The 23,061-nt window shown below is 57.6% G+C and carries 17 protein-coding genes; 11 read left to right on the top strand and 6 right to left on the bottom strand.

The window, feature by feature from the left end; all coding sequences use genetic code 11:
• The first annotated feature begins 74 nt into the window (after window positions 1-74).
• Together HU754_RS13855 and HU754_RS13850 are read left to right on the top strand one after the other, a co-directional pair.
• The gene (locus HU754_RS13855; protein WP_093431272.1) at window positions 75-1,577 is read left to right on the top strand and encodes an ATPase domain-containing protein; all 1,503 of its coding nucleotides are present in this window, start codon (window positions 75-77) and stop codon (window positions 1,575-1,577) included.
• Window positions 1,574-3,244: an ATP-binding protein gene (locus HU754_RS13850; protein WP_186621548.1), complete on the top strand. Its 1,671-nt coding sequence runs from the start codon at window positions 1,574-1,576 to the stop codon at window positions 3,242-3,244. Before HU754_RS13855 ends, HU754_RS13850 begins: the two co-directional genes overlap by 4 nt.
• Window positions 3,245-3,359: 115 nt before the next feature.
• Here the strand turns inward: HU754_RS13850 and HU754_RS13845 are convergent, their stop codons facing one another.
• From HU754_RS13845 to HU754_RS13825, 5 genes are read right to left on the bottom strand one after another with little or no spacing between them, the layout of a single operon-like run.
• Window positions 3,360-3,737, bottom strand: a complete 378-nt coding sequence (locus HU754_RS13845) for a response regulator (protein ID WP_003225116.1) — start codon at window positions 3,735-3,737, stop codon at window positions 3,360-3,362.
• 44 nt (window positions 3,738-3,781) lie between these two features.
• Window positions 3,782-4,996 carry a hybrid sensor histidine kinase/response regulator gene (locus HU754_RS13840; RefSeq protein ID WP_186621546.1) on the bottom strand — a complete coding sequence of 405 codons (1,215 nt, stop codon included), beginning with the start codon at window positions 4,994-4,996 and terminating at the stop codon, window positions 3,782-3,784.
• The gene (locus HU754_RS13835; RefSeq protein ID WP_186621544.1) at window positions 4,990-5,583 is read right to left on the bottom strand and encodes a chemotaxis protein CheB; all 594 of its coding nucleotides are present in this window, start codon (window positions 5,581-5,583) and stop codon (window positions 4,990-4,992) included. Before HU754_RS13835 ends, HU754_RS13840 begins: the two co-directional genes overlap by 7 nt.
• On the bottom strand, window positions 5,580-6,413 hold the full coding sequence (locus tag HU754_RS13830) for a CheR family methyltransferase (RefSeq protein WP_093431257.1): 834 nt from the start codon (window positions 6,411-6,413) through the stop codon (window positions 5,580-5,582). Before HU754_RS13830 ends, HU754_RS13835 begins: the two co-directional genes overlap by 4 nt.
• On the bottom strand, window positions 6,413-9,904 hold the full coding sequence (locus tag HU754_RS13825) for a response regulator (RefSeq protein WP_186621542.1): 3,492 nt from the start codon (window positions 9,902-9,904) through the stop codon (window positions 6,413-6,415). The genes HU754_RS13830 and HU754_RS13825 overlap by 1 nt, the downstream gene beginning before the upstream one ends.
• A gap of 263 nt (window positions 9,905-10,167) precedes the next feature.
• Here HU754_RS13825 and HU754_RS13820 point away from each other — a divergent pair, with 263 nt between their 5' ends.
• The gene (locus HU754_RS13820; protein WP_186621535.1) at window positions 10,168-10,545 is read left to right on the top strand and encodes a response regulator; all 378 of its coding nucleotides are present in this window, start codon (window positions 10,168-10,170) and stop codon (window positions 10,543-10,545) included.
• A 163-nt stretch (window positions 10,546-10,708) separates the two neighbouring features.
• On the opposite strand, the gene HU754_RS13815 is transcribed toward HU754_RS13820, so the two are convergent.
• The gene (locus HU754_RS13815; RefSeq protein WP_186621527.1) at window positions 10,709-13,048 is read right to left on the bottom strand and encodes a hypothetical protein; all 2,340 of its coding nucleotides are present in this window, start codon (window positions 13,046-13,048) and stop codon (window positions 10,709-10,711) included.
• 271 nt (window positions 13,049-13,319) lie between these two features.
• Here HU754_RS13815 and HU754_RS13810 point away from each other — a divergent pair, with 271 nt between their 5' ends.
• The 8 genes from HU754_RS13810 to HU754_RS13775 all read left to right on the top strand — a co-directional run bounded on the left by HU754_RS13810 (window position 13,320) and on the right by HU754_RS13775 (window position 22,955).
• A complete protein-coding gene (locus tag HU754_RS13810; RefSeq protein WP_186621525.1) occupies window positions 13,320-14,645 on the top strand; it encodes a glycosyltransferase in 1,326 nt (441 codons plus the stop codon).
• Between the two features lie 101 nt (window positions 14,646-14,746).
• On the top strand, window positions 14,747-15,631 hold the full coding sequence (locus tag HU754_RS13805; RefSeq protein WP_093431242.1) for a phosphatidylinositol-specific phospholipase C domain-containing protein: 885 nt from the start codon (window positions 14,747-14,749) through the stop codon (window positions 15,629-15,631).
• 68 nt (window positions 15,632-15,699) lie between these two features.
• Window positions 15,700-16,605 carry an AraC family transcriptional regulator gene (locus HU754_RS13800; protein WP_077573033.1) on the top strand — a complete coding sequence of 302 codons (906 nt, stop codon included), beginning with the start codon at window positions 15,700-15,702 and terminating at the stop codon, window positions 16,603-16,605.
• A 346-nt stretch (window positions 16,606-16,951) separates the two neighbouring features.
• Window positions 16,952-18,262, top strand: coding sequence for an ABC transporter substrate-binding protein (locus HU754_RS13795; protein WP_093431239.1), 1,311 nt, complete (start codon window positions 16,952-16,954; stop codon window positions 18,260-18,262).
• 155 nt (window positions 18,263-18,417) lie between these two features.
• Entirely contained in the window at window positions 18,418-19,344 is a 927-nt protein-coding gene (locus tag HU754_RS13790) for a carbohydrate ABC transporter permease (protein WP_186621524.1), read from the top strand.
• A gap of 8 nt (window positions 19,345-19,352) precedes the next feature.
• Window positions 19,353-20,183, top strand: a complete 831-nt coding sequence (locus HU754_RS13785; protein WP_034154211.1) for a carbohydrate ABC transporter permease — start codon at window positions 19,353-19,355, stop codon at window positions 20,181-20,183.
• Window positions 20,184-20,363: 180 nt separating this feature from the next.
• A complete protein-coding gene (locus tag HU754_RS13780) occupies window positions 20,364-21,467 on the top strand; it encodes an ABC transporter ATP-binding protein (protein ID WP_116255514.1) in 1,104 nt (367 codons plus the stop codon).
• A gap of 15 nt (window positions 21,468-21,482) precedes the next feature.
• A complete protein-coding gene (locus HU754_RS13775) occupies window positions 21,483-22,955 on the top strand; it encodes a mannitol dehydrogenase family protein (RefSeq protein ID WP_186621515.1) in 1,473 nt (490 codons plus the stop codon).
• The last annotated feature ends 106 nt before the right edge of the window (window positions 22,956-23,061 follow it).

Genomic DNA, 23,061 nt, shown 5'->3' with positions numbered 1-23,061 from the left:
GCCATAGGGTCAAGTTAATCAGGCCGCTCAATTAGTTGGCGGCCTCGCTTCCCTTAGTCATGAGAGGGCATTTTTTGTCTACTTCTAACGAGTTGATCAGTGCGAAAGCCGCTACCGGCATTGTGGGTCTGGATGACATCCTGGCCGGTGGTTTGTCTCGCGGTCATGTTTTTTTGCTGGAGGGTGAACCCGGTACCGGCAAAACCACAGTCGCTTTGCATTTTCTCCTGGCCGGCGCGAAAGCCGGCGAACGCTCGTTGTACATCACGCTCTCGGAAACCGAGCGCGAACTGAGGCAAGGGGCGTCGTCGCACGGCTGGACGCTGGATGACAACATCAAGATCTTCGAGCTGACGCCCCCGGAAAGCCTGCTCAATGCTGAACACCAACAGAGCCTGCTGTATTCCTCCGACCTGGAACTGGGCGAAGCCACCAAGCAGATTTTCGAAGCGGTCGAACGTTTCAAGCCCACGCGTGTGGTGCTCGACAGCCTGTCGGAGATCCGCTTGCTGGCGCAGAGTTCGTTGCGTTATCGCCGCCAGATTCTGGCCATCAAGCACTACTTTGTGCGCTACAACGCCACGGTTCTGCTGCTTGACGACCTGACCACCGAATCCCTCGACAAAACCGTGCACAGCGTGGCCCACGGGGTGATCCGCCTCGAAGAGCTGACGCCTAACTACGGCGCTGAGCGGCGACGCGTGCGAGTGGTCAAGTACCGAGGCCAGAAATATCGCGGCGGTTTCCACGACTTCACCATCATGGGCGACGGCGTGCACGTGTTCCCGCGTCTGGTGGCGGCTGAACACCGTGGCGACTATGCGCGTTTGCAACTGTCCAGTGGCATCCCGGAAATGGACGCCCTGCTCGGCGGCGGCATCGAGACCGGCTCCAGCACGCTGATTCTCGGCCCTGCCGGTACCGGTAAATCGCTGATCTCGATGATCTTCGCCGCCGCTGCCGTGCTCCGTGGCGAGAAAGCCGCACTGTTTATCTTCGATGAAGAGCTGGGCCTGCTGTTCGAGCGCATGAAAAACATCGGCATCGACCTCAAGGCCCTGCAAGCCACCGGCAATCTGTTGATCGAACAGGTCGACGCCGCCGAACTGTCACCGGGCGAGTTCTCCCACCGCGTGCGGCGCTGTGTCGATGAAGGTCAAATCAAAACCGTGGTTATCGACAGCATCAACGGCTATCAGGCAGCAATGCCGGAAGAAAACGCGCTGGTGCTGCACATGCACGAACTGTTGCTGTACCTGAACCGCAAAGGCGCGGCGACTTTCATGACGGTTGCCCAGCATGGTCTGGTCGGCGACATGCAAGCGCCGGTCGACATTACTTATCTGGCTGACACGGTGATTCTGTTGCGCTACTTCGAAGCACTGGGCAAAGTCCGCCGCGCGATCTCGATCATCAAGAAACGCACCGGCAGCCACGAATCGACCATTCGCGAATACCGCATTTCCACGCAAGGCATGACCATCGGCGAACCGCTGGAAGCCTTTCAAGGTGTACTGCGCGGCGTCCCGACCTACCTCGGCGCGAGTAATCCGTTGTTGCAGGAAGAGCGCTTGTGACGGTCGAGGTTCCGCTGGCCGAACGGGCGCTGATTCTCGCGCCCGTGGGTCGCGACAGCCAGATTGCGCAGATGATCCTCAACGAGGCGGGTTACGGTGGAGTCGTCACTCCGAGTCTGAGTTCGTTGTGTACGGAACTGGAAATCGGTGCCGGTCTGTTGCTGGTCGCCGCTGAAGCGTTGCGCGGGCCGGAACAGGAAGCGCTGTTCCTGTATCTGCAAGAGCAACCTGCCTGGTCGGATCTGCCGATTGTGCTGTTGACCCATCACGGCGGTCAGGAACAAGGCCCCTCCTCACGCCTCAGCGATCTGCTGGGCAACGTGACGTTCCTTGAGCGACCGTTTCATCCGGCGACGCTGGTCAGTATGGTTTCCGCCGCATTGCGCGGCCGTCGACGACAATACGAAGCCCGCGACCGGCTGATCGATCTGAGTGAAAGCGAACGGCGCCTGCAATCGACCCTGGAAACCCTTGAGCAACAGGTCGAAGAGCGCACCGCACAACTGCGCCATAACGAAGAAGCGCTGCGCCAATCGCAGAAAATGGAAGCGGTCGGCCAACTCACCGGTGGTATCGCCCACGACTTCAACAACATGCTCACTGGCATCATCGGCAGTCTTGAGTTGTTGCGTCGACGTCTGGCCCGTGGTCGCACCGATGACCTCGACAGCCTGATCGATCTGGGCGTGACTTCGGCCAACCGTGCCGCCGGTCTGACCCATCGCCTGTTGGCGTTTTCGCGTCGGCAGTCGCTCGATTCAAAAGCCGTGCAGATGAACGCCCTGGTGCAGTCCATGGGCGAGTTGCTGCAACGCAGCCTCAATGAAAGCATTCAGTTGGACATGCGCCTCAACGACAATCTGTGGGTTGCGGAGGCGGATCCCAATCAACTGGAAAGCGCCCTGCTCAATCTGGTGATCAATGCCCGCGACGCGATGCCCGACGGCGGCAAACTCGTGGTCGAGACCAGCAACCAGGTGCTCAAGCGCGAATTCACCGAGGCCTACAACAACCTCGAACCCGGTGATTACGTGATGCTCAGCGTCACCGACAACGGCAGTGGCATGCCACAAAGTGTCATCAACCGTGCGTTCGACCCTTTTTTCACCACCAAACCGATCGGCCAGGGCACGGGACTGGGCCTGTCGATGATCTACGGTTTCAGCAAGCAGTCACGCGGCCATGTCTCGATCGACAGCGAGATCGATGAAGGCACCACAGTGAGACTGTACTTGCCGCGCTTTCGCGGCGAAGAACTGGCCAGCCCCGTCGCCGATATTCCGCAATTGCCGGATGCGCTTGACGGCGAAACCGTGCTGATCGTCGAAGACGACCCCGCCGTGCGCGTGCTGGTTTGCGCGGTACTCGGTGAGTTGGGTTATGCCTTCGTCGAGGCCTGGGATGCGGACAGCGCGGTGCCGATTCTGAATTCGACGCAGCGCATCGATCTGCTGATCAGTGATGTCGGTCTGCCGGGCATGAACGGCCGGCAACTGGCGGAGGTTGGTCGACAATATCGGCCAGGTCTGAAGGTCCTGTTTATCACCGGATACGCCGAGCACGCGGGAGTGCGTGGCGGGTTCCTCGATTCGGGGATGCAGATGATCACCAAACCGTTCACTTTCGACCTGTTGACCGCCAAAGTGCGGGAGATGATCAAGAGCTGATAATACTGAAACTGTAGGAGCTGCCGCAGGCTGCGATCTTTTGATGTTGATCGTTAAAAAAGATCAAAAGATCGTCCGATCGCGGCCCGAGCCTGCGGCAGCTTCTACCCAGATATCAGGCGAGCAATTCCTGAATCTTTTCCTGCAACACATCCAGGTCGAACGGCTTTTCCAGGATCGGCGCCTTGCGCGTGATCGGGCTGCCGGTTTCGCGGATTTCCTGCGGATAACCGCTGATGAAAATCACTTTAAGGTCCGGGCGCAGCTTAACGGCCGGCTCGGCGATCTGCACACCGGAGATCCCGCCGGGCAAACGGAAATCGGTGATCAACATGTCCAGATGTGGCTTGCTCGCAAGAATTTCGAACGCCTGCTCGCCGTTTTCGGCCTGCAACACGCGATACCCCTGCCCTGACAGGTAATCCGTCAGGACCATCAAGATAACCGGTTCGTCCTCGACGACGAGTACTACATCTTGTGCATCTACGCTCATGGGAAGCCTTTGTTCGGTCAATAGCTGCTGATACGACCGTGTGGTCACTCAGAGGTTGCGTCGGATTTGCCGTTTTCCTGGATTGGCAGACAAACGCGAAACAGGGCGCCTTCGTTGATTTCACTCTCGACGACGATGGAGCCGCCATGGGCGGCGACGATCTGCTCGGAAATGAACAGACCCAGCCCGAGCCCGGCCACTACCGTCTTGGCGGAAACCCGTTCGAACTGTTGAAAAATACGCTTCTGGTTCTCCTGGCTGATGCCGATGCCACGGTCCTGCACCTCGATCCGCGCTTCATCACCTTCACAGTAAACCCGCACCTGGATCGGACTGCGACCGCCGTAACGCAGAGCGTTAGTCAGTAGATTGGTGACTACCTGCTCGATGCGGAACTCGTCCCAATGGCCTTCCACCGGTACTGGCGCGGTAAACGACACTTCGGTTTCAGCGGCTTCGATCTGTTGTGCGAAGTTTTGCAGCAGGTTGCTCACCAGTTGCACCAGATCGAAGCGGCTCGGTCGGATCGACAATTTGCCCGTGCGAATACGCGAGACGTCGAGCATGTCTTCGATCAGGCGGATCAGGCTTTTGATCTGCCGTTCATCGCGGTCGACCATGGCGTGCATCTTGTCGAGGGTAAACGCCGCAGCGTTGTCCCGAGCCAAGTGCATCTTGCGCAACTGGGTTTCGAGGATCAGGCCGTTGAGCGGCGTCCGCACTTCGTGGGCAACGATCGACATGAAGTCATCACGCATGCGCACGGCCTGCTCCAGCTCCAGCTGAGTATTCTGCAGTTGTTGCAGCAGCGCTTCCTGCTCGCGACGGGCCTGCTCCAGGGCTTCGAGCTGTTGCTTGAGCGCTTTGCTCTGGCGGTACAGATCGACGAAGACATTGACCTTGCTTTTGACCGCATGGATATCCAGCGGTTTGTGCAGAAAGTCCACCGCCCCGCTCTCGTAACCCTTGAACGCATAATTCAGTTCACGGCCGGCGGCGCTGACGAAAATGATCGGGATATTCTTGGTTTTCTCGGTACCACGCATCAACTCGGCGAGTTCGAAGCCATTCATGCCCGGCATCTGCACGTCGAGGATGGCCATGGCGAACTCATGTTGCAGCAACAACGACAGCGCTTCATCCGCCGATAGAGCTTTATAGACGGTACGGTCTTCGCGCTTGATCAGCGCTTCGAGCGCCAGCAGGTTCTCCGGCAGATCGTCGACGATCAGCAGTTTGGCTTGGATATTACTCAGCATGCGATTCGTTCCAGCTCGACAAGCAGACGGCCGATGCCGTGAATGGGTAGGACATGATCCGGCTGCTGAATCTTCAGTGCAGCCAAGGGCATGGTGGCGACTTGCGCGTCTTCGGGGTCCTGGACGATGGTCAAACCGCCGCAACGCTTGACCTCGGCCAACCCGCGCGCGCCATCGTGATTGGCGCCGGTCAGCAGTACAGCGGCCAGGGAAGAACCGTAGGCGTCGGCGGCCGATTCAAACAGATAGTCGATCGATGGCCGCGAATAATGCACGCGCTCCTCCTGGCTCAACGAGAGGCTGCGATCCTGCTCCACCGACAGGTGATAACCCGGCGTGGCGAAATACACGTTGCCGGCAACGATGTCCTGTTTGTCGGCAGCCTCGTGCACCGGCATCTCCACACGCCGAGAGAAGACCTCGGCCAATTGGCTGCGGCGCTCTTCGGGCAGGTGCAGGACCACAATGATCGGCAACCTGTAGCCTCGGCGCAGCGGTCCGAGCAGGCTCAGCAGCGCCTCGACGCCACCGGCGGAAGCTCCGACCACTATTGCCTCGACGCGAGGTAAATCCACAGCCTCATTCATGTTTTACGGTAGATCCGTTCTTGTTTGACCAGCGCTTCGAACTGATTCGCGTAACCGGAGAAATCCAGCGTTTCCTTGCTGCCCAGCACCAGAAATCCGCGGTGGCACAGCGATTCATGAAACAGACCAAAGGCGCGGTCCTGAAGTTTCTTGTTGAAGTAAATCAGTACGTTGCGACAGGAAATCAATTGAGTTTCGGAGAACACGCTGTCCGTCGCCAGACTGTGGTCGGCGAAGGTCACGTTCTCACACAGGCTCTTGTCGAAAATCGCGTAACCGTAAGCTGCAGTGTAGTAGTCGGCAAACGAGCGCTGGCCACCAGCCTGCTGATAGTTGGCCGTGTACGCACGAACATTCTCCATCGAGAAAATCCCCTGCTTGGCCTTGTCCAGCGAGCGCGGGTTGATATCGGTGGCATAGATGATCGTGCGATCGAGCAGGCCTTCTTCGCGCAACAGAATCGCCATCGAATAGACCTCCTCGCCCGTGCTGCACCCGGCGATCCAGATCTTGATCGAAGGATAAGTGCGCAGTAGCGGCACCACTTCCCGGCGGATCGCGAGGAAGTGCGAAGGGTCACGAAACATCTCGCTGACCGGAATCGTCAGCAATTGCAGCAACTGCATGAACGCTGTCGGGTCATGCAGAACCTTTTCCTGCAATGCCGAAATGGTCGCGCACTCGAACTGGCTCAGCGCGTGCTGCACCCGGCGCTTGATCGAAGCGCCGGAGTAATCGCGAAAATCGTAGCTGTACTTGAGGTAGATCGCCTCAATCAACAAGCGCAGTTCGATTTCACTGTTTCGTTCGGCTGGCGTACTGCGTTCCACTAAATGCGTTCCATTTTTGGTAACCACACGCGAATCAGCGAGAACAGGCGATCCAGGTCGATAGGCTTGGCCAGGTAATCATTGGCGCCCGCCTGCAGGCAGCGCTCCTGATCGTCTTTCATGGCCTTGGCCGTCACCGCGATGATCGGCAACTTGCGCCAGCGCGGATCCTTGCGGATTTCAATGGTGGCTTCAAAACCATCCATTTCCGGCATCATCACGTCCATCAACACCAGATCGATGTCCTCGACTTCATTGAGTCTTTCAATCGCCTCACGCCCGTTACGACCGATCACCACGACTGCGCCTTTGGTCTCCAGAGCGCTGGTGAGGGCGAAAATGTTGCGCACATCGTCGTCCACCAACAGCACTTTGCGACCCTCGAAGACCTTGTCGCGGCTGCGCGCGGTCTTGAGCATCTTCTGCCGTTCATGGGACAACTGCGATTCGACTTTGTGCAGAAAGAGTGTGACCTCGTCCAGCAAGCGCTCTGGCGAACGTGCGCCCTTGATGATGATCGAGCGCGAGTACTTGCGCAGTTCGGCCTCTTCATCGCGAGTCAGGTTGCGCCCGGTGTAGACGATAACCGGCGGGAACGAGCAGATGTCCTCGGTGGACATGCGCTTGAGCAGGTCATTGCCGAGCATGTCCGGCAACTTCAGGTCGATGACCATGCAGTCGTAGATCGTCGTGCGCAGCAGCTCCAGCGCGTCCTGCGCGAGGCCGACGGCGGTGATTTCGATGTCTTCGTCACCGATCAGTCGGGCAATGCTTTCGCGCTGCAAATCGTCGTCCTCGACCAACAGCACGCGTTTGACCTTTTGGGTCAGCTTGGCTTCGAGACGGGCGAACACGTCCTTGAGCTCTTCGCGGGTGGTCGGTTTGACCGCATAGCCGATCGCGCCCATGTGCATTGCCGCTTCGACACGGTCCTCGACGGAAATCACATGCACCGGGATGTGCCGGGTTCCAGCGTGTTCCTTCAACCGTTGCAGCACGGTGAGGCCGGAGTGATCCGGCAGGCGCATGTCGAGCAGGATCGCGTCCGGCACAAACTCTTTGGCGAGGTCGTAACCTTCGTCCGCGCCATGGGCCACCAGGCACTGATAGCCCAATTCATGCGCCAGATCGTAGAGGATGTGCGCAAAGTTCGGCTCGTCTTCCACCACCAGAATGCAGCGCGTGGCGAATGGCGCCTTGTTGCGGTCATCGGCGAAGCGCGGAATATGCACCGGCGCCAACGGCGAAACAACCGGCGCCAGTGGCGCGCTGGCCACCGCCGCTGGCGGGGTAAGGGTCAACGGTGCGAACGCAACTTCATTGGACTCGTTGAACTGCTGCGGCAACAGCAATGTGAACACACTGCCCTGCCCCGGTGTGCTGCTGACGCTGATCGAACCGCCAAGCAAGGTCGCCAGATCCCGCGAAATCGACAGGCCCAGACCGGTGCCGCCGTACTTGCGGTTGGTGGTGCCGTCGGCTTGGCGGAAGGCTTCGAAAATGCTCTCCTGCTGATCGGCGGCGATGCCGATACCCGAATCGCGCACGATGAACGCGACCCGATCATCCGGCTGGCCGGCGATGGTCAGGCTGACCGCGCCCTTCTCGGTGAACTTCACGGCGTTGGACAGCAGGTTCTTGATCACCTGCTCCAGCCGCTGACGGTCGGTGTAGAGCATGCCCGGTGCGCCAGGTTGCACATCGACGCTGAAGGTCAGCTGTTTGTCCGCTGCCAAAGGTTCGAACACGCTGCGCAGGCCATCGGCCAGACGCGCCACGCTGGTGTTCTCCGGAATCACTTCGAGCTTGCCCGCCTCGACCTTGGAGATGTCCAGAATGTCGTTGATCAGGTTGAGCAGATCGTTGCCGGCGGAGTAGATCGACTCGGCAAACTTGACCTGTTCGGCGCTGAGGTTGTCCTGTGGGTTCTCCGCGAGCAACTTGGCCAGAATCAACGAACTGTTCAGCGGCGTGCGCAGTTCGTGGGACATGTTGGCAAGGAATTCGGACTTGTACTTGCTCGAGCGTTGAAGCTCTTCGGCGCGCTCTTCGAGTTGTACCTGAGCCTGATTGAGTTCGGTGTTTTTCAGATCCATGGCGTCGCGTTGTTCGGCCAGCGTCTGCGCTTGTTCGGCAAGTTGCTCGTTGGTCTGTTCCAGTTCGACTTGCTGGGTTTCCAGATGCGCCTGGGATTCCTTGAGAATCCGCGACTGCTCTTCCAGTTCTTCGTTGGCGGTTTTCAACTCTTCCTGCTGCACCTGCAACTCTTCGTTGAGCTGCTGGGTTTCCGCCAGCACTTCCTGCAAGCGCTGGCGATAGCGCGCAGCTTCGATGGACGTACCGATGTTGGCGGCAATCAGCTCCAGCAGTTCGATATCGCGATCCGAGAGCGGACGCAGGAAACCCAGTTCGATCACGCCATTGACGCGGTCGTCATCACTGGTCGGCACCACCAGCACACTGTGCGGCAAGCCCTCGCCCAACCCGGAGCTGACTTTGAAGTAGTCCGACGGTACCGAATCCAGACGGATCAACCGCGCCTGCTGCGCCACTTGGCCAACAATGCCTTCGCCGCTGTAGATCGATTGGTCTTGCTCTTCCTGCTCGCGGGAGAAACCGTAAGTGGCCACACGCTTGAGGCCGCCGTGTTCTTCACGCACATACAGTGCGGCCACGGCGGTGCCCAGATATTGCGCGCAGAATTGCAGAATATTGCGCCCCAGCAAATTCAGCGTCAGTTGCCCCAGCACCTGCTCGGCCAGTTCGGTCTGACCATTGCGCAACCACGCCTGCTGCTCCAGACGTTCGGCACTGGCTTGTTGAGCGGCAAGGTTGGCGCTGTAGTTGGTCGACAGATTGACCAGATCACGCCGGCCGATATAGGCCAGCAAGCCACTGATACCGGCAATGAACACCAGATAGAGGCTGATGCTCCAGATCGTGGTGCGGCGCACGTCTTCGTTACGCGTGGTGCGCAGGACCTGTTCGGTCTCGATGACGTCTTCGAATTGCTTGCGGATCTCGTCCGTCAGGCGTTTGCCGCGGCCGGCCTTGACCGCGCCCCGGTAATCGCCACTGGAGCGCTGCAGATCGATCATCGACTGGGCGTAATTGGACCACTCAACCTGCAAAGCTTGCAGACGGCGCAGACGATCGGTTTGTACAGGGTTGTCGGCGGTCAGTTCGAGCAAGGTACTGAGGGCCACCGCGATGCGCGGCTTGGCCGTTTCGTACGGGTCGAGGAAATGCTCGTCGCCGCTGAGCAGGAAACCACGCATGCCGGTTTCAAGGTCCACGGTCAGCTTCACCGCTTCGTTGGCGTTATTGATCACCCGGTCGGTGTGCTCCACCCACTGGATTACCGACAGCAGATAAGTGATCAGCGACACGAAGAACACGGCACTGAGCACACCGACGCCCAAAGGCAGACTGATGTTGCGACTCAGGAGTTTGCGAAACCGTTGCTCATCAACCGTAGACGGAGAGGACATGGGGCAGCCTTGTCGAACTGTTGAAAAACCGGCAGTTTGCCCCAAAACGACGGCGTGGATCCATTTTTCTCACATCTTTCGCCGCAAATTCCTACATGCACCAGCACCTTTACAGCCTTGAACAGTTATCCTTGCGACCCCGTCTGCGGCTATGCTTTTTTTGTCTCGGGCAGGGAACTTGTGGCACTGCGCCACTTACTGATGAAAGAGCCCGGCATTTTTGATCGACCGGCGACCCTGAACTGACTTTCGAGAGCCTTAATATGTCTAACCCCGCCCCCACCATCCTTGTCGTAGAAGACGACAACATCGTGCGCATGCTGATCGTCGATGTGCTGGAGGAGCTGGAGTTCAAGGTGCTCGAAGCAGATGGGAGCGAACAGGCTCTGGAGGTTCTCCAGGACGCCACCAAAGAGGTTGACCTGATGATGACCGATGTCGGTTTGCCTGGCATGGATGGCCGCGAACTGGCAGGCGAAGCACGAAAACTGCGCCCCGCCCTGCCGATTCTGTTTGCCAGTGGTTATGCCGAAAACATTGACGCCCCTGCTGACATGCATGTTATCGGCAAGCCATTTTCCATCGATCAATTACGCGACAAAGTCAAGAGCATTCTTCAAAGCGTATCGTTCAAGGAATAGCTTGGCGCGACTCCTGCATATTGATATTCGCTTACCTCAGCCGCAGCCAGTGCCCCCGCAACACTCGTTTTTGTCGAGCCCATGGATGCCAGTCCGGCGCACGATTGCCATTTCTTCATCGGCAAAATGCTTTACCGCGAACTGGCAGAGGTTTCCTGAGGTGTCAGTTTCTCGCGTTCAAGCGATCTCGTTTAGCGTTCTGCCGCTCCCGGAAGGCACTGATATCACTGCTATCAACCTTCCCTGTCGCAGGTCGCATGCCCTCCGACGCAGACTGAGCCGCCATCACAAGCGCTTCCTGCGCGTTCAGCGCTTCGTTGCCGAAATCGACGGGTGACAACAACTCACCGTCAGCAAATGGCTGACGTAATTTGTTGCCCACATCCCGGCCCGCTCCCGCCAGCGGGTTGATTTCACTCGCCGCAATGGCCCGATTGATCGCTTTGGGATTGGCGATGAAGTTGCCGGCCGGGTCATAGGCGCCCAGAATCAGACCCGGTGGTAGGTCAACGCCATAATTGATCTCCAGCGGTGGCAGGGTTTTCAAGCCTGAGTTGGGGCGAAAAGCCAGTTCGGTGTTGGCGTATAAATGAAAGCCTTCCACCTGGCGTGCGTCGATGAAATAGGTAAATCCCCCCTTCTGTCCCCCATAGACAAAGGCTCCCGCCCCGTCCTTTTTATAGAATGCCGAGGTGGAAATACCCGCGCCATCAGGACTGAGTGCGTCATGAGCGCCGCCATATCCCCCCTTCAAACCGTTGATCTGATCGAGGTGCTTGATCGGTGCGCGCTGGGTAAATCCCTTCTGAAAGATGAGTGAAGGGTCTCGCATGTCTCCCCGAAAGACGAACCCCTGATAAACAAAGCCTTTTTCGGGACCGGACAAGCGGATGACCCGCGTCTCCGTTGCCAGCTTTTGCGCTACGTTCGGGCCGCCTGACAACTCGGCGAGATAACCGGCAACTAGCAAGCCTTTAGCCGCGTGTGGAATCTCTTTTCCTGTCGTGCTCGCCAACTGTTGACGCAGCCGTGTCGCCGAGCGGCGAAAGACCGAAGGCCGATTGCTGTTTTTGAGCGCCTGGAGCACCCGGCGCCCCACGTCTCTCTTGAGCGCAAGCGACAATGTCTTGCCGATCAGCCTTTCGGCTATCGGGCCTGCAAGTTCGGCCAGCAAACCGATCGCGGCGTTGATCCGCAACCGCTCGGTCTCGGAAGGATCATCCGACATCTCTGCACGAATCAAATCGGTCGCGGAGGCCCCGAGTCCCAGGAGAAAAGGAATCAGCATGCGAATCGGAGCAGACGCAAATGCCGCCGTTCCGCCGTAAGGCAACGAGGCGGCAAACGCAACGCATTGCAGGAGATAACCGGCCGCCTCCAATGCAAAATCGGTCCAGCGTTCGGCTTCCGTTGAAACGAGCGTATCGATGTCGGCAAGTGCCCGCGCGATTTGACGATCGAACAAATCCTGACCGATATCCGAACTGGATCGAAATACCAATTCCCGGTAGTTGGCACGGGTGACGAACACGGGAAATTCTGCGCCGCGATATTTGAAATCACGAACATACGGTTTCTGTTGATCGCGTAACGGCACGCGCTTGAGCAGGCGCTTCTGGAAGTCTTGGTTATTTTCAACAAAACGCCCACGGGCATCATGTCCGGCGGGAAACTCGAAGGCCGCACTGTCTTCCCCCAGGAAAAACACCAGGCCACGGTCCAGATTGCTTCGTCCGATAAAGACAGCGTTATCTACATTCAAATCAGGATCGCTGTGCAAGTTAAGCAAGCGTGGTGGAATCATGCCTTTGAGATACTCGAAAGCGATGACTTGATCATCCAGGGAGCGAGCATCACTCTTGATGAATTCCACGACCAACTTGTTCAGCTCTGTTTTTTTCAATAAGCGGCCAAATGCGCTAACCGCAGGCGATCGCAAATTATCTTTTACATACTGTTTAAAGTCCTCTTGATAGTCCGCATCATTGAACACCTCCCTGAGTTTCTGCGGATAATAGGAAGGCCACTGAATGGTCACCCCATAGAGTCCTTTGAAAACACGCACGTGATAGTCAGTGCAGATTTCTGCGAGAGTGAATGTTTTTTCTTTCCAGACAACCGCTTTTTTCTCTCCGTGGAGCGAGTCGCTGCGCTTGGGCGCCTCCAACTCGTAATACTTAACGCTGACCGCGGAATCATGCTGAATACGCTTGCGAACATCGTCTTCAACGACAATTTCCAATACAGTTTCATCAATACGCTCGCGAATGAAATGAGCAGGATCAAAACTCACCTCATCCATAACTGCGGCACACCCTTGCAGTATCTCCTGAGCCAGCTCTTTTACATTGACGCCTTCCACGACATCCCCTGACGACAAGACCGAACTGGCGTTTCTCGCCCTCGACAATACTGACGTCTCATCGGCATCTGCCAAAGGATCCAGCAGCCACAGTAACGATTCTTCGGAGTCGGCATAAAGCCCGGGTAGTTGATTGCTCATATAGTCTCCTGCGCACAGTACTAAAATGCGGACGGCATCTTTCAACGACTGTGGCGCAAGCGAAACTATCAATACTGCCGCGCACTCATAAAGCTAATAACCATTAGCAAATCTTGCACAACACTTACATTAATCAATAGCAGAACACCCCTCTCACCTGCATTTTTACCGTAAAGCCCAAGCATATTGATAACAGTGTTAAATACCGCCCCTGCCATGGTTTAATTGTGCCTTCATCGCATCCCTCGTTTGCTGCACAGGAAAAACTCGCATGATTCAGCCTCCCGCCACCAAAGTCCTGGTCATCGGATACGTCTGGCCAGAACCGCGTTCCTCAGCGGCGAGCGGGCACGTCATGCAGATCCTCGAAACCTTCCTGCAACAAGGCTGGGACATTACCTTCAGCAGCCCGGCCGGCCCCGGTGAGCACAAAGCAGATCTTGCTGCACTCGGCATCCGCGAAGTGGCCATCGAACTCAACAACAGCAGCTTTGACCACTTCATCAGTGAACTGGCGCCGGACATTGTGTTGTTTGACCAGTTCATGATGGAAGAACAGTTCGGCTGGCGGGTTGAAAAACAATGCCCTCAGGCACTGCGCGTGCTGGAAACTTCCGACCTGCAAAGTCTGCGGCATGCGCGCCACCAACGGCTCAAGTCTCGCCTCAAGGTCAATCCGGACCAGAATGATTTCAGTGATGTATTTGCCCCGGCCCTGCGCGACGAGTTCGAGCTGATGGCCCAGACCGATCTGGCCAGACGCGAAATTGCCGCGTTGTATCGTTGCGATCTGAACCTGATGATCTCCGAAGTGGAAATCGAACTGCTGATCGAGCAGTTCGGCTTGCCTCGGCAATTGCTGCACTGGTGCCCGCTGATGATCGACCCGCCGACGGCCGGGCCGGCAGCATTTGCAGATCGGGCGAACTTCTTGAGCATCGGCAACTTCCGCCATGCGCCCAACTGGGATGCCGTGCTGTGGATGAAAAGCACCATCTGGCCGCTGATTCGCCAACAGTTGCCCCAGGCCCAATTGCACATCTACGGCGCCTACACGCCGCCCAAAGCCACGGCGCTGCATAACGCCAATGAAGGCTTCCACATCATGAACTGGGCCGAAGATGCGTTGCAGGTGATGTCTGCTGCGCGGGTGTGCCTGGCGCCTTTACGCTTTGGTGCCGGGATCAAGGGCAAACTGGTCGACGCCATGCTGTGCGGTACACCCAGCGTCACGACGCCGGTTGGTGCTGAGGCAATGCAGGGTGATCACACTTGGCCCGGTTCCATTTCAAACAGCGCAATCGAGCTCGCCAACACTGCCGTGGCGCTTTACAAGGACGAGGCGCGTTGGCAAGAAGCTTGTCTGGCGGGAACCCAGCTACTCACAGAGCGCTACCAACAAGCGATACACGGACCGGCACTTATTGAGAAACTTCGTCACTGCCAACAGCACTTGCAAACACTCAGAAACAACAACTTCACCGGCAGCATGCTGCGCCATCACGCGCACAAAAGCACTCAATATATGGCGCAATGGATTGAAGCAAAAAACCGCAACACCACAGCAAACCAAGATCAATCCGGAACTTCTACATAACTTGCATTCAAACAGCGATTGGCCAAATACAAACTTGACTCTATAACGATCCTGCGCGCACTCATATAACTTTAAATCACTATCCACGCAGGATATACACCATGAACTTTCATGATTTCCAACCCCATCAATGGATGGTCAACACACCACAGATTGATAACTTGTCTCTCAATGAGTTGACGTTGCCAGGTACACACAATGCAGGCTGCGACCTGGAAGCCTCCTACGCTCTGCTCCCCGGGAGCCTCTGGCTGGCATGCCAGGACATCCCCTTTTATGCGCAACTCAATCGCGGCTCCCGGGCACTTGATGTGCGCCTGCTGTACGACGCTCAGGCACAGGGGCTTGAGAGATTTCGCTTCCAGCACAACGGCTTTACATCTTCGCGCCATCTCGGCGATCTGATCCGCGACGTCAAGGCATTTCTTGAGCGCAGCTTCGATGAGTTCATCATTCTTGACTTCCACGAATTGGCTAATGGCAACGCGCAATTCAACCACGCTGAATTCAAACAGTTGATGCTCGAGCATTTTGGCCAACACATGATTCCTGCCGAAAACCGCCACCTGACACTAGGCCAACTTAAACAAGTCAGCCGACTACAGCGGGTCCTGGTTGCTGCGCCGATGACATGGGAAACCCGAGACAGCCGGTTCCAGGCACAAATCAATCATAAATGGATCAACCAGACCCTGGTGACCACCCACCAGTTGCACGGCTATATAAAAGAAGTCATGGGCACTTCCATCAGCCACTTGCGTCCTTGGTCTCTGAGCGCAACTTGTTATATCGCCAGCGGCCCTTTGCGCATTCTCAATAATCTGGACAACTGGTTTGATCCCGCAAAGTCAGACTGGGCAAAAAAGTGCAATATCATTAACTTCGACTTCATTAAAAACTCGAAAGTGGTGTTTTTTTGCCAACAGGCCAATGTGGAGAAAGCCATCGAGAAGTCCAGAATGCCCCTCCACCAACAGCCGGCTTGAACGAGGCTGGCGCACCACACGGCAAACGAGGCATGATCGCCTGGCGATCATGAAAAAGTACTCAGGCCATGACCCGAACCGCCCGCGTGACCGACCCCTCGTACGAGTTGATGGATGACCATAACGGGTTGTCCATCATCTACCGCCAGCACGGTTTTCCGTGCCCACTGGTGCGCTGGCATTTCCACAAGGAATACGAACTGCACTTGATCGTGGCCAGCTCAGGCAAGGTGTTCATCGGCGACTACATCGGCAACTTTTACCCCGAAACCCTGTTTCTCACCGGCCCCAACCTGCCGCATAACTGGATCAGTCAGGTGGCCGAAGACGAGGTCGTGGAGAAGCGTGACATGCTGGTGAACTTCACCGACGAGTTATTCGAGAGTGGCCACCAGGTGTTTGCCGAACTGAAAACCCTGGCGCCCCTGCTGGAGCGCGCGCAGTACGGCATCGAATTTCGCTGCAAGCGCACCATTCGCCAGGCCATGACGCTGATGCAGCGTATCGCCGACAGCAAGGGCATCACCCGCCTCGGGCACTTCTTCATCCTGATGGAGTTGCTCGCGGCGAGCGATGATTTCCAATTGCTGTCCGGTGCGACCACGCCGCAACTGGCCGATGAACACAATATCGACCGCACTAACCGCGCGGTCGATTACATCTTCAGCCACTACGCCCGCGACATTTCCCTGGAGGAAGTCGCCGAGCATTTGGGCATGACGCCGACCTATTTCAGTCGCGTATTCAAACAGGCCACCGGGCGCAATTTCATCGAGTTCGTCAATCGGCTGCGTATCAGCAAGTCTTGCGAATTGCTGGCTGATGGCGACAAACCGGTGACCGAAGTGTGTTTCGAGTCCGGATTCAACAATATTTCCAACTTCAATCGGCGCTTTCAGCAGCTCAAGGGTATGACGCCCTCGCATTACCGACGGCTCGCGGTGCAGCGTCTGACGGAACAAAACCATCACTGACAAAACAACTTTCCCCCTGTGGGAGCGAACCTGCTCGCGAAGGGGCCGTGTCAGTCACCATCATTGGTAAATGACACACCGCTTTCGCGAGCAGGCTCGCTCCCACAAAGTTCATCGCAATGCCCTGAAACCTGTACGCATTCGATAGCGCCCCCTCGCTGAAAAGCCCTGCCCTGCGTTCGCCCCACAAATGCCCAGTGCAAAAAAGTATCGATAAAAGTGCTAGGGATGATTTGTCAGCCCTGCGATTGAAGGCTGTAATCAGCGCACATTCTTCCTGCACAGGAAGACACAAAAACAATAACTGTCCTTCTGTAACCCTCAGGGTGCAGAAAAGGAGTGCACGATGCAACCGACTGCAAAAGCTCTGCTTGCCCTCACCTGCATGACCCTCAGCAGCGTCAGCCTTGGCGCCCAGACGCTGACCATCGCCACCGTCAACAACAGCGACATGATCCGCATGCAAAAGCTCTCGAAAACCTTCGAGACCGAGCATCCGGACATCAAGCTCAACTGGGTGGTACTGGAAGAAAACGTCCTGCGTCAACGCCTGACCACCGACATCGCCACTCAGGGTGGCCAGTTCGACGTGTTGACCATCGGCATGTACGAAGCGGCACTGTGGGGCGCCAAAGGCTGGCTCGAACCGATGAAGGATTTGCCGGCCAGTTACGCCCTCGACGATGTGTTCCCGTCGGTGCGTGAAGGCCTGTCGGTCAAGGGTTCGCTGTACGCCCTGCCGTTCTACGCGGAAAGCTCGATCACCTATTACCGCACCGACCTGTTCAAGGATGCCGGCCTGACCATGCCCGAGCGTCCGACCTGGGAAGAGATTGCCGGTTTCGCCGAAAAGCTCACGAAAAAGGACAAGGAACAGTACGGCATCTGCCTGCGCGGCAAGGCCGGCTGGGGCGAGAACATGGCGCTGATCACCACCGTCGCCAACGCCTATGGCGCGCGCTGGTTCGATGAGAAATGGCAGCCTGAATTTACCGGGCCGGAATGGAAAAACGCGCTGAATTTCTACGTCGACACCATGAAGAAATCCGGCCCGCCGGGCGCCTCCAGCAACGGTTTCAACGAAAACCTCGCACTGTTCAACAGCGGTAAATGCGCGATCTGGGTCGATGCCAGCGTCGCCGGCTCGTTCGTCACCGACAAGACCCAGAGCAAGGTTGCCGATCATGTCGGCTTCACCTTCGCCCCGCATCAAGTGACTGACAAAGGCTCGGCCTGGCTGTACTCGTGGGCGCTGGCGATTCCGACCAGTTCCAAAGCCAAAGACGCCGCCAAAGAGTTCAGCGCCTGGGCGACCTCCAAAGAGTACGGCGAGCTGGTGGCCAAAACTGACGGCATCGCCAACGTACCGCCAGGCACCCGCGCCTCGACCTACAGCGATGCCTACATGAGCGCCGCGCCGTTTGCCAAGGTCACGCTGGAATCGCTGAAAGCGGCTGACCCGAGCAAGCCAACGCTGAAACCGGTGCCGTACATCGGCATTCAACTGGTGACCATTCCAGAGTTCCAGGCGGTGGGCACCCAGGTCGGCAAGCTGTTCTCGGCGGCGCTGATCGGCCAGACCACGGTGGATCAAGCCTTGGCGGCTGCGCAGCAAACCACTGAACGCGAGATGAAGCGCGCCGGTTATCCCAAGTAACCGCTGAACGACTTGCTCCTGCCTCCTGTGGGAGCGAGCCTGCTCGCGAAGGCGTCGTGCCAGCCAAAACACATGGCACTGATCCAGCGCTTTCGCGACCAGGCTCGCTCCCACATGGGATCTTCATAGGTCTGTATGACTCGGTTGTGATCACCATGAATACTTCAACTGCCAAAGCCCACATCGACCTATCGCAGCCTGCGCGCAAAGTCCGCGTACGCAATCCCGGCTGGTTTCTGGTCAGCCCTTCGGTGGCCCTGTTGCTGCTGTGGATGATCGTGCCGCTGGGCATGACCATTTACTTCTCGATGATCCGCTACAACCTGCTCTACCCCGGTGAAAACCAGTTCGTCGGGCTGGAGAATTTCAGCTACTTTCTGACCGACTCGGGCTTCATGCCCGGCGCTACCAACACGCTGTTGCTGGTCGGTAGCGTGCTGTTGATCAGCGTGGTCTTCGGCGTGCTGATCAGTGCATTGCTGGAGGCCAGTGAATTCCTCGGGCGCGGCATCGTGCGGGTCATGCTGATTTCGCCGTTTTTCATCATGCCCACGGTCGGTGCATTGATCTGGAAGAACCTGATTTTCCATCCGGTCTCGGGGATCCTCGCCTACATCTGGAAACTGTTCGGCGCGCAACCGGTGGACTGGCTCGCGCACTACCCGCTGCTGTCGATCATCATCATTGTTTCGTGGCAATGGCTGCCGTTCGCGATCCTGATTCTGATGACGGCCATGCAGTCCCTCGACCAGGAACAGAAGGAAGCCGCGCGCCTCGACGGCGCCGGGCCGGTCGCGATCTTCTGGCACCTGACCCTGCCGCATCTGGCGCGACCAATTGCCGTGGTGGTGATGATCGAAACGATCTTCCTGCTGTCGGTGTTCGCCGAGATTTTCACCACCACCAACGGCGGCCCCGGCTACGCCTCGACCAACCTCGCCTACCTGATCTACAACCAGGCGCTGGTGCAGTTCGATGTCGGCATGGCCTCGGCGGGCGGCTTGATTGCCGTGGTCATCGCCAACATCGCCGCGATCATTCTGGTGCGGATGATCGGCAAAAACCTGACTGACAAAGCCTGAGGCCTGCCATGACTCTTCAACAATCCCGCCGGCTGCAAAGCCTGCTGCTCGGCACCCTGGCCTGGGCCATCGCGATCGTGATTTTCTTCCCGATCTTCTGGATGGTGATGACCAGTTTCAAAACCGAAATCGACGCGTTCGCCACACCGCCGCAGTTCATCTTCACGCCGACGCTGGAGAACTACCTGCACATCAATGAGCGCAGCGATTACTTCAGTTTCGCCTGGAATTCAGTGGTGATTTCCTTCAGTGCCACGGCCCTTTGTCTGCTGATCGCGGTGCCGGCGGCGTACTCGATGGCGTTCTACGAAACCCAGCGCACCAAAGGCACGCTGCTGTGGATGCTCTCGACCAAGATGCTGCCGCCGGTGGGCGTGCTGATGCCAATCTACTTGCTGGCGAAGAGTTTCGGCCTGCTCGACACGCGCATCGCGCTGATCGTGATCTATACGCTGATCAACCTGCCGATTGTGGTCTGGATGGTTTACACCTACTTCAAGGACATCCCCAAAGACATCCTCGAAGCCGCCCGCCTCGACGGCGCCACGCTGTGGCAGGAAATGGTTCGCGTGCTGCTGCCGATCGCCAAGGGTGGCCTCGCTTCGACCGTGCTGCTGTCGCTGATTCTGTGCTGGAACGAGGCGTTCTGGTCGCTGAACCTGACCTCGTCGAAGGCCGCGCCGTTGACTGCTTTGATCGCTTCTTACTCGAGTCCTGAAGGCTTGTTCTGGGCCAAGTTGTCGGCGGTGTCGACCCTGGCCTGTGCGCCGATCCTGATCTTCGGCTGGATCAGCCAGAAACAACTGGTACGCGGCCTCTCCTTTGGCGCCGTGAAATGAACATCCCGAACCCAACACATTCCCCTGTAGGAGTGAGCCTGCTCGCGATGAGGCCGTGTCAGTCGCCATCGTTGTTGAATGGCACACCGCATTCGCGAGCAGGTCGAATCGTCGCACCGTCGCTCCCACAGAAAAGCCGATCTGGTTTAACCCAATAATAAATTGCGGAGGCCCATCATCATGGCCAACCTGAAAATCAAGAATCTGCAAAAAGGCTTCGAAGGTTTCTCCATCATCAAGGGCATCGACCTTGAAGTGAACGACAAGGAATTCGTGGTCTTCGTCGGCCCGTCGGGCTGCGGCAAATCCACCTTGCTGCGGCTGATTGCCGGTCTGGAAGAAGTCAGCGACGGCACCATCGAACTCGATGGCCGCGACATCACCGAAGTCAGCCCGGCCAAGCGCGATCTGGCGATGGTGTTCCAGACCTACGCGCTGTACCCGCACATGACCGTGAAAAAGAACATGTCGTTCGCCCTCGATCTGGCCGGCGTGCCGAAAGCCGAAGTCGAGAAGAAAGTCGGCGAAGCGGCGCGGATTCTCGAACTCGGGCCGATGCTTGAGCGCAAGCCGAAACAGCTCTCCGGTGGTCAGCGTCAACGCGTTGCGATCGGTCGCGCCATCGTGCGTAATCCGAAAATCTTCCTCTTTGACGAACCGCTGTCCAACCTCGACGCCGCGCTACGTGTGCAGATGCGTCTGGAACTGCTGCGCCTGCACAAAGACCTGCAAGCGACGATGATCTACGTGACCCACGATCAGGTCGAAGCGATGACCATGGCCGACAAGGTTGTGGTACTCAATGGCGGCAAGATCGAACAGGTCGGCTCGCCACTGGACCTGTATCACAACCCGGCGAACCTGTTCGTCGCGGGGTTCCTCGGCACGCCGAAAATGGGTTTCCTCAAAGGTAAAATCGCCCGCGTCGATGGCCAGAGCTGCGAAGTCTCGCTGGACGCCGGTACGCGCATCACCCTGCCCTTTAATGCCGCCAACCTCAGTGTCGGCAGCGCCGTGACCCTGGGCATTCGCCCGGAACATCTGGAGCTGGCGCAACCGGGCGACTGCTCCCTGCAAGTCACCGCCGACGTCAGTGAACGACTGGGCAGCGACACCTTCTGCCACGTCACCACCAACGCCGGCGAAGCCCTGACCATGCGCGTGCGCGGGGATCTGGCCAGCCGTTACGGCGAACAACTGAGCCTGCACCTAGATGCTGCGCACTGCCATTTATTCGATGCCCAAGGTGTCGCGTTGACCCGTCCGCTGCGCGCTGCGGCCTGATTTCGAGAATTCCCGATGAAACTCAACCAACAGAATCTCCATCGTCTGGCCAGCGAAGTGCAACTGCCGGCCTACAGCCTCAGCGACACGCGCCAGGGCATCGCTCACATTGGCGTCGGCGGCTTCCACCGCGCGCATCAGGCGTATTACACCGATGCCTTGATGAACACCGGCGAAGCCCTCGACTGGGCGATCTGTGGCGTCGGCCTGCGCGCCGAAGATCGCCGCGCCCGCGACGATCTCAAGGAGCAGGATTACCTCTTCACCCTGTTCGAACTCGGCGACAGCGACGACACCGAAGTCCGCGTGATCGGCGCGATTCGCGACATGCTGCTGGCCGAGGACGGCGCTCAGGCGTTGATCGACAAACTCGCCGATCCGCAAATCCGCATCGTCTCGCTGACCATCACCGAGGGCGGTTATTGCATCGATGACAGCAACGGCGAATTCATGGCGCACTTGCCGCAGATTCAGCACGATCTGGCCCACCCGGAAAACCCGAAAACCGTGTTCGGTTTCCTGTGTGCAGCCCTGGAAAAACGCCGCGCGGCAGGCATCCCGGCGTTTACCGTGATGTCCTGCGATAACCTGCCGCACAACGGCGCCGTGACGCGCAAGGCGCTGCTGGCGTTTGCCACGTTGCGTAACAGCAACCTGTGCAGCTGGATCGACGCCAACGTCAGTTTCCCCAACGCCATGGTCGACCGCATCACGCCAATGACCAGCACCGCGCATCGCCTGCAACTGGCCGACAAACACGGCGTCGATGATGCCTGGCCGGTGGTCTGCGAGCCGTTTGTGCAATGGGTGCTGGAGGATAAATTCGTCAATGGCCGCCCGGCGTGGGAAAAGGTCGGTGTGCAGTTCACCGACGATGTTTCGCCGTATGAAGAGATGAAAATCAAACTGCTCAACGGCAGCCACCTGGCGCTGACCTATCTGGGCTTTTTGAAGGGTTACCGGTTTGTGCACGAAACCATGAATGACCCGCTGTTCGTGCGTTATATGCGCGCCTATATGGACCTGGACGTAACCCCGCAACTGGCGCCGGTGCCGGGCATTGATCTGACGGATTACAAAAACACGCTGGTGGCGCGGTTTTCCAATCAGGCGATTGCCGATCAGTTGGAGCGGGTGTGTTCGGACGGTTCGTCGAAGTTTCCCAAGTTCACCATTCCGACGATCAACCGCTTGATTGCTGATGGGCAGGAGACTAAACGCGCGGCGTTGGTGGTGGCGGCGTGGGCGTTGTATTTGAAGGGGGTGGATGAGAATGGCGATAGCTATTCGATTCCGGATCCGCGCGCGGCGTTTTGTCAGGCGTTGGTGGCGGACGATGCTTTAATCACGCAGCGGTTGTTGGCGGTTGAGGAGATTTTTGGCACGGTGATTCCGCGTTCGGCGGAGTTTGTCGCGGCGTTTGAGTGGTGCTGCAACAGCTTGCGCGAGGATGGTGTGACGCGGACTCTCCAGCGGATTCTGGATTGAAAAGCCCCTCACCCTAGCCCTCTCCCGGAGGGAGAGGGAACTGACCGAGTGGTTTGTGCAAGTTACATCGACCTGAACGTCCGGAGTCGAACTCAGGATTTGAACA

The organism is Pseudomonas zeae, assembly GCF_014268485.2.
GTDB classification, from domain to species: domain Bacteria; phylum Pseudomonadota; class Gammaproteobacteria; order Pseudomonadales; family Pseudomonadaceae; genus Aquipseudomonas; species Aquipseudomonas neuropathica.
Note: the sequence above shows the minus strand (reverse complement) of the source record. Positions and strands in the feature narration are given on the sequence as shown.

Coding starts and splice junctions, on each gene's coding strand:
- HU754_RS13845 (WP_003225116.1), bottom strand. CDS start 3,737: ATGAGCGTAGATGCACAAGATGTAGTACTCGTCGTCGAGGACGAACCG.
- HU754_RS13840 (WP_186621546.1), bottom strand. CDS start 4,996: ATGCTGAGTAATATCCAAGCCAAACTGCTGATCGTCGACGATCTGCCG.
- HU754_RS13835 (WP_186621544.1), bottom strand. CDS start 5,583: ATGAATGAGGCTGTGGATTTACCTCGCGTCGAGGCAATAGTGGTCGGA.
- HU754_RS13825 (WP_186621542.1), bottom strand. CDS start 9,904: ATGTCCTCTCCGTCTACGGTTGATGAGCAACGGTTTCGCAAACTCCTG.
- HU754_RS13820 (WP_186621535.1), top strand. CDS start 10,168: ATGTCTAACCCCGCCCCCACCATCCTTGTCGTAGAAGACGACAACATC.
- HU754_RS13815 (WP_186621527.1), bottom strand. CDS start 13,048: ATGAGCAATCAACTACCCGGGCTTTATGCCGACTCCGAAGAATCGTTA.
- HU754_RS13810 (WP_186621525.1), top strand. CDS start 13,320: ATGATTCAGCCTCCCGCCACCAAAGTCCTGGTCATCGGATACGTCTGG.
- HU754_RS13805 (WP_093431242.1), top strand. CDS start 14,747: ATGAACTTTCATGATTTCCAACCCCATCAATGGATGGTCAACACACCA.
- HU754_RS13800 (WP_077573033.1), top strand. CDS start 15,700: ATGACCCGAACCGCCCGCGTGACCGACCCCTCGTACGAGTTGATGGAT.
- HU754_RS13795 (WP_093431239.1), top strand. CDS start 16,952: ATGCAACCGACTGCAAAAGCTCTGCTTGCCCTCACCTGCATGACCCTC.
- HU754_RS13790 (WP_186621524.1), top strand. CDS start 18,418: ATGAATACTTCAACTGCCAAAGCCCACATCGACCTATCGCAGCCTGCG.
- HU754_RS13785 (WP_034154211.1), top strand. CDS start 19,353: ATGACTCTTCAACAATCCCGCCGGCTGCAAAGCCTGCTGCTCGGCACC.
- HU754_RS13780 (WP_116255514.1), top strand. CDS start 20,364: ATGGCCAACCTGAAAATCAAGAATCTGCAAAAAGGCTTCGAAGGTTTC.
- HU754_RS13775 (WP_186621515.1), top strand. CDS start 21,483: ATGAAACTCAACCAACAGAATCTCCATCGTCTGGCCAGCGAAGTGCAA.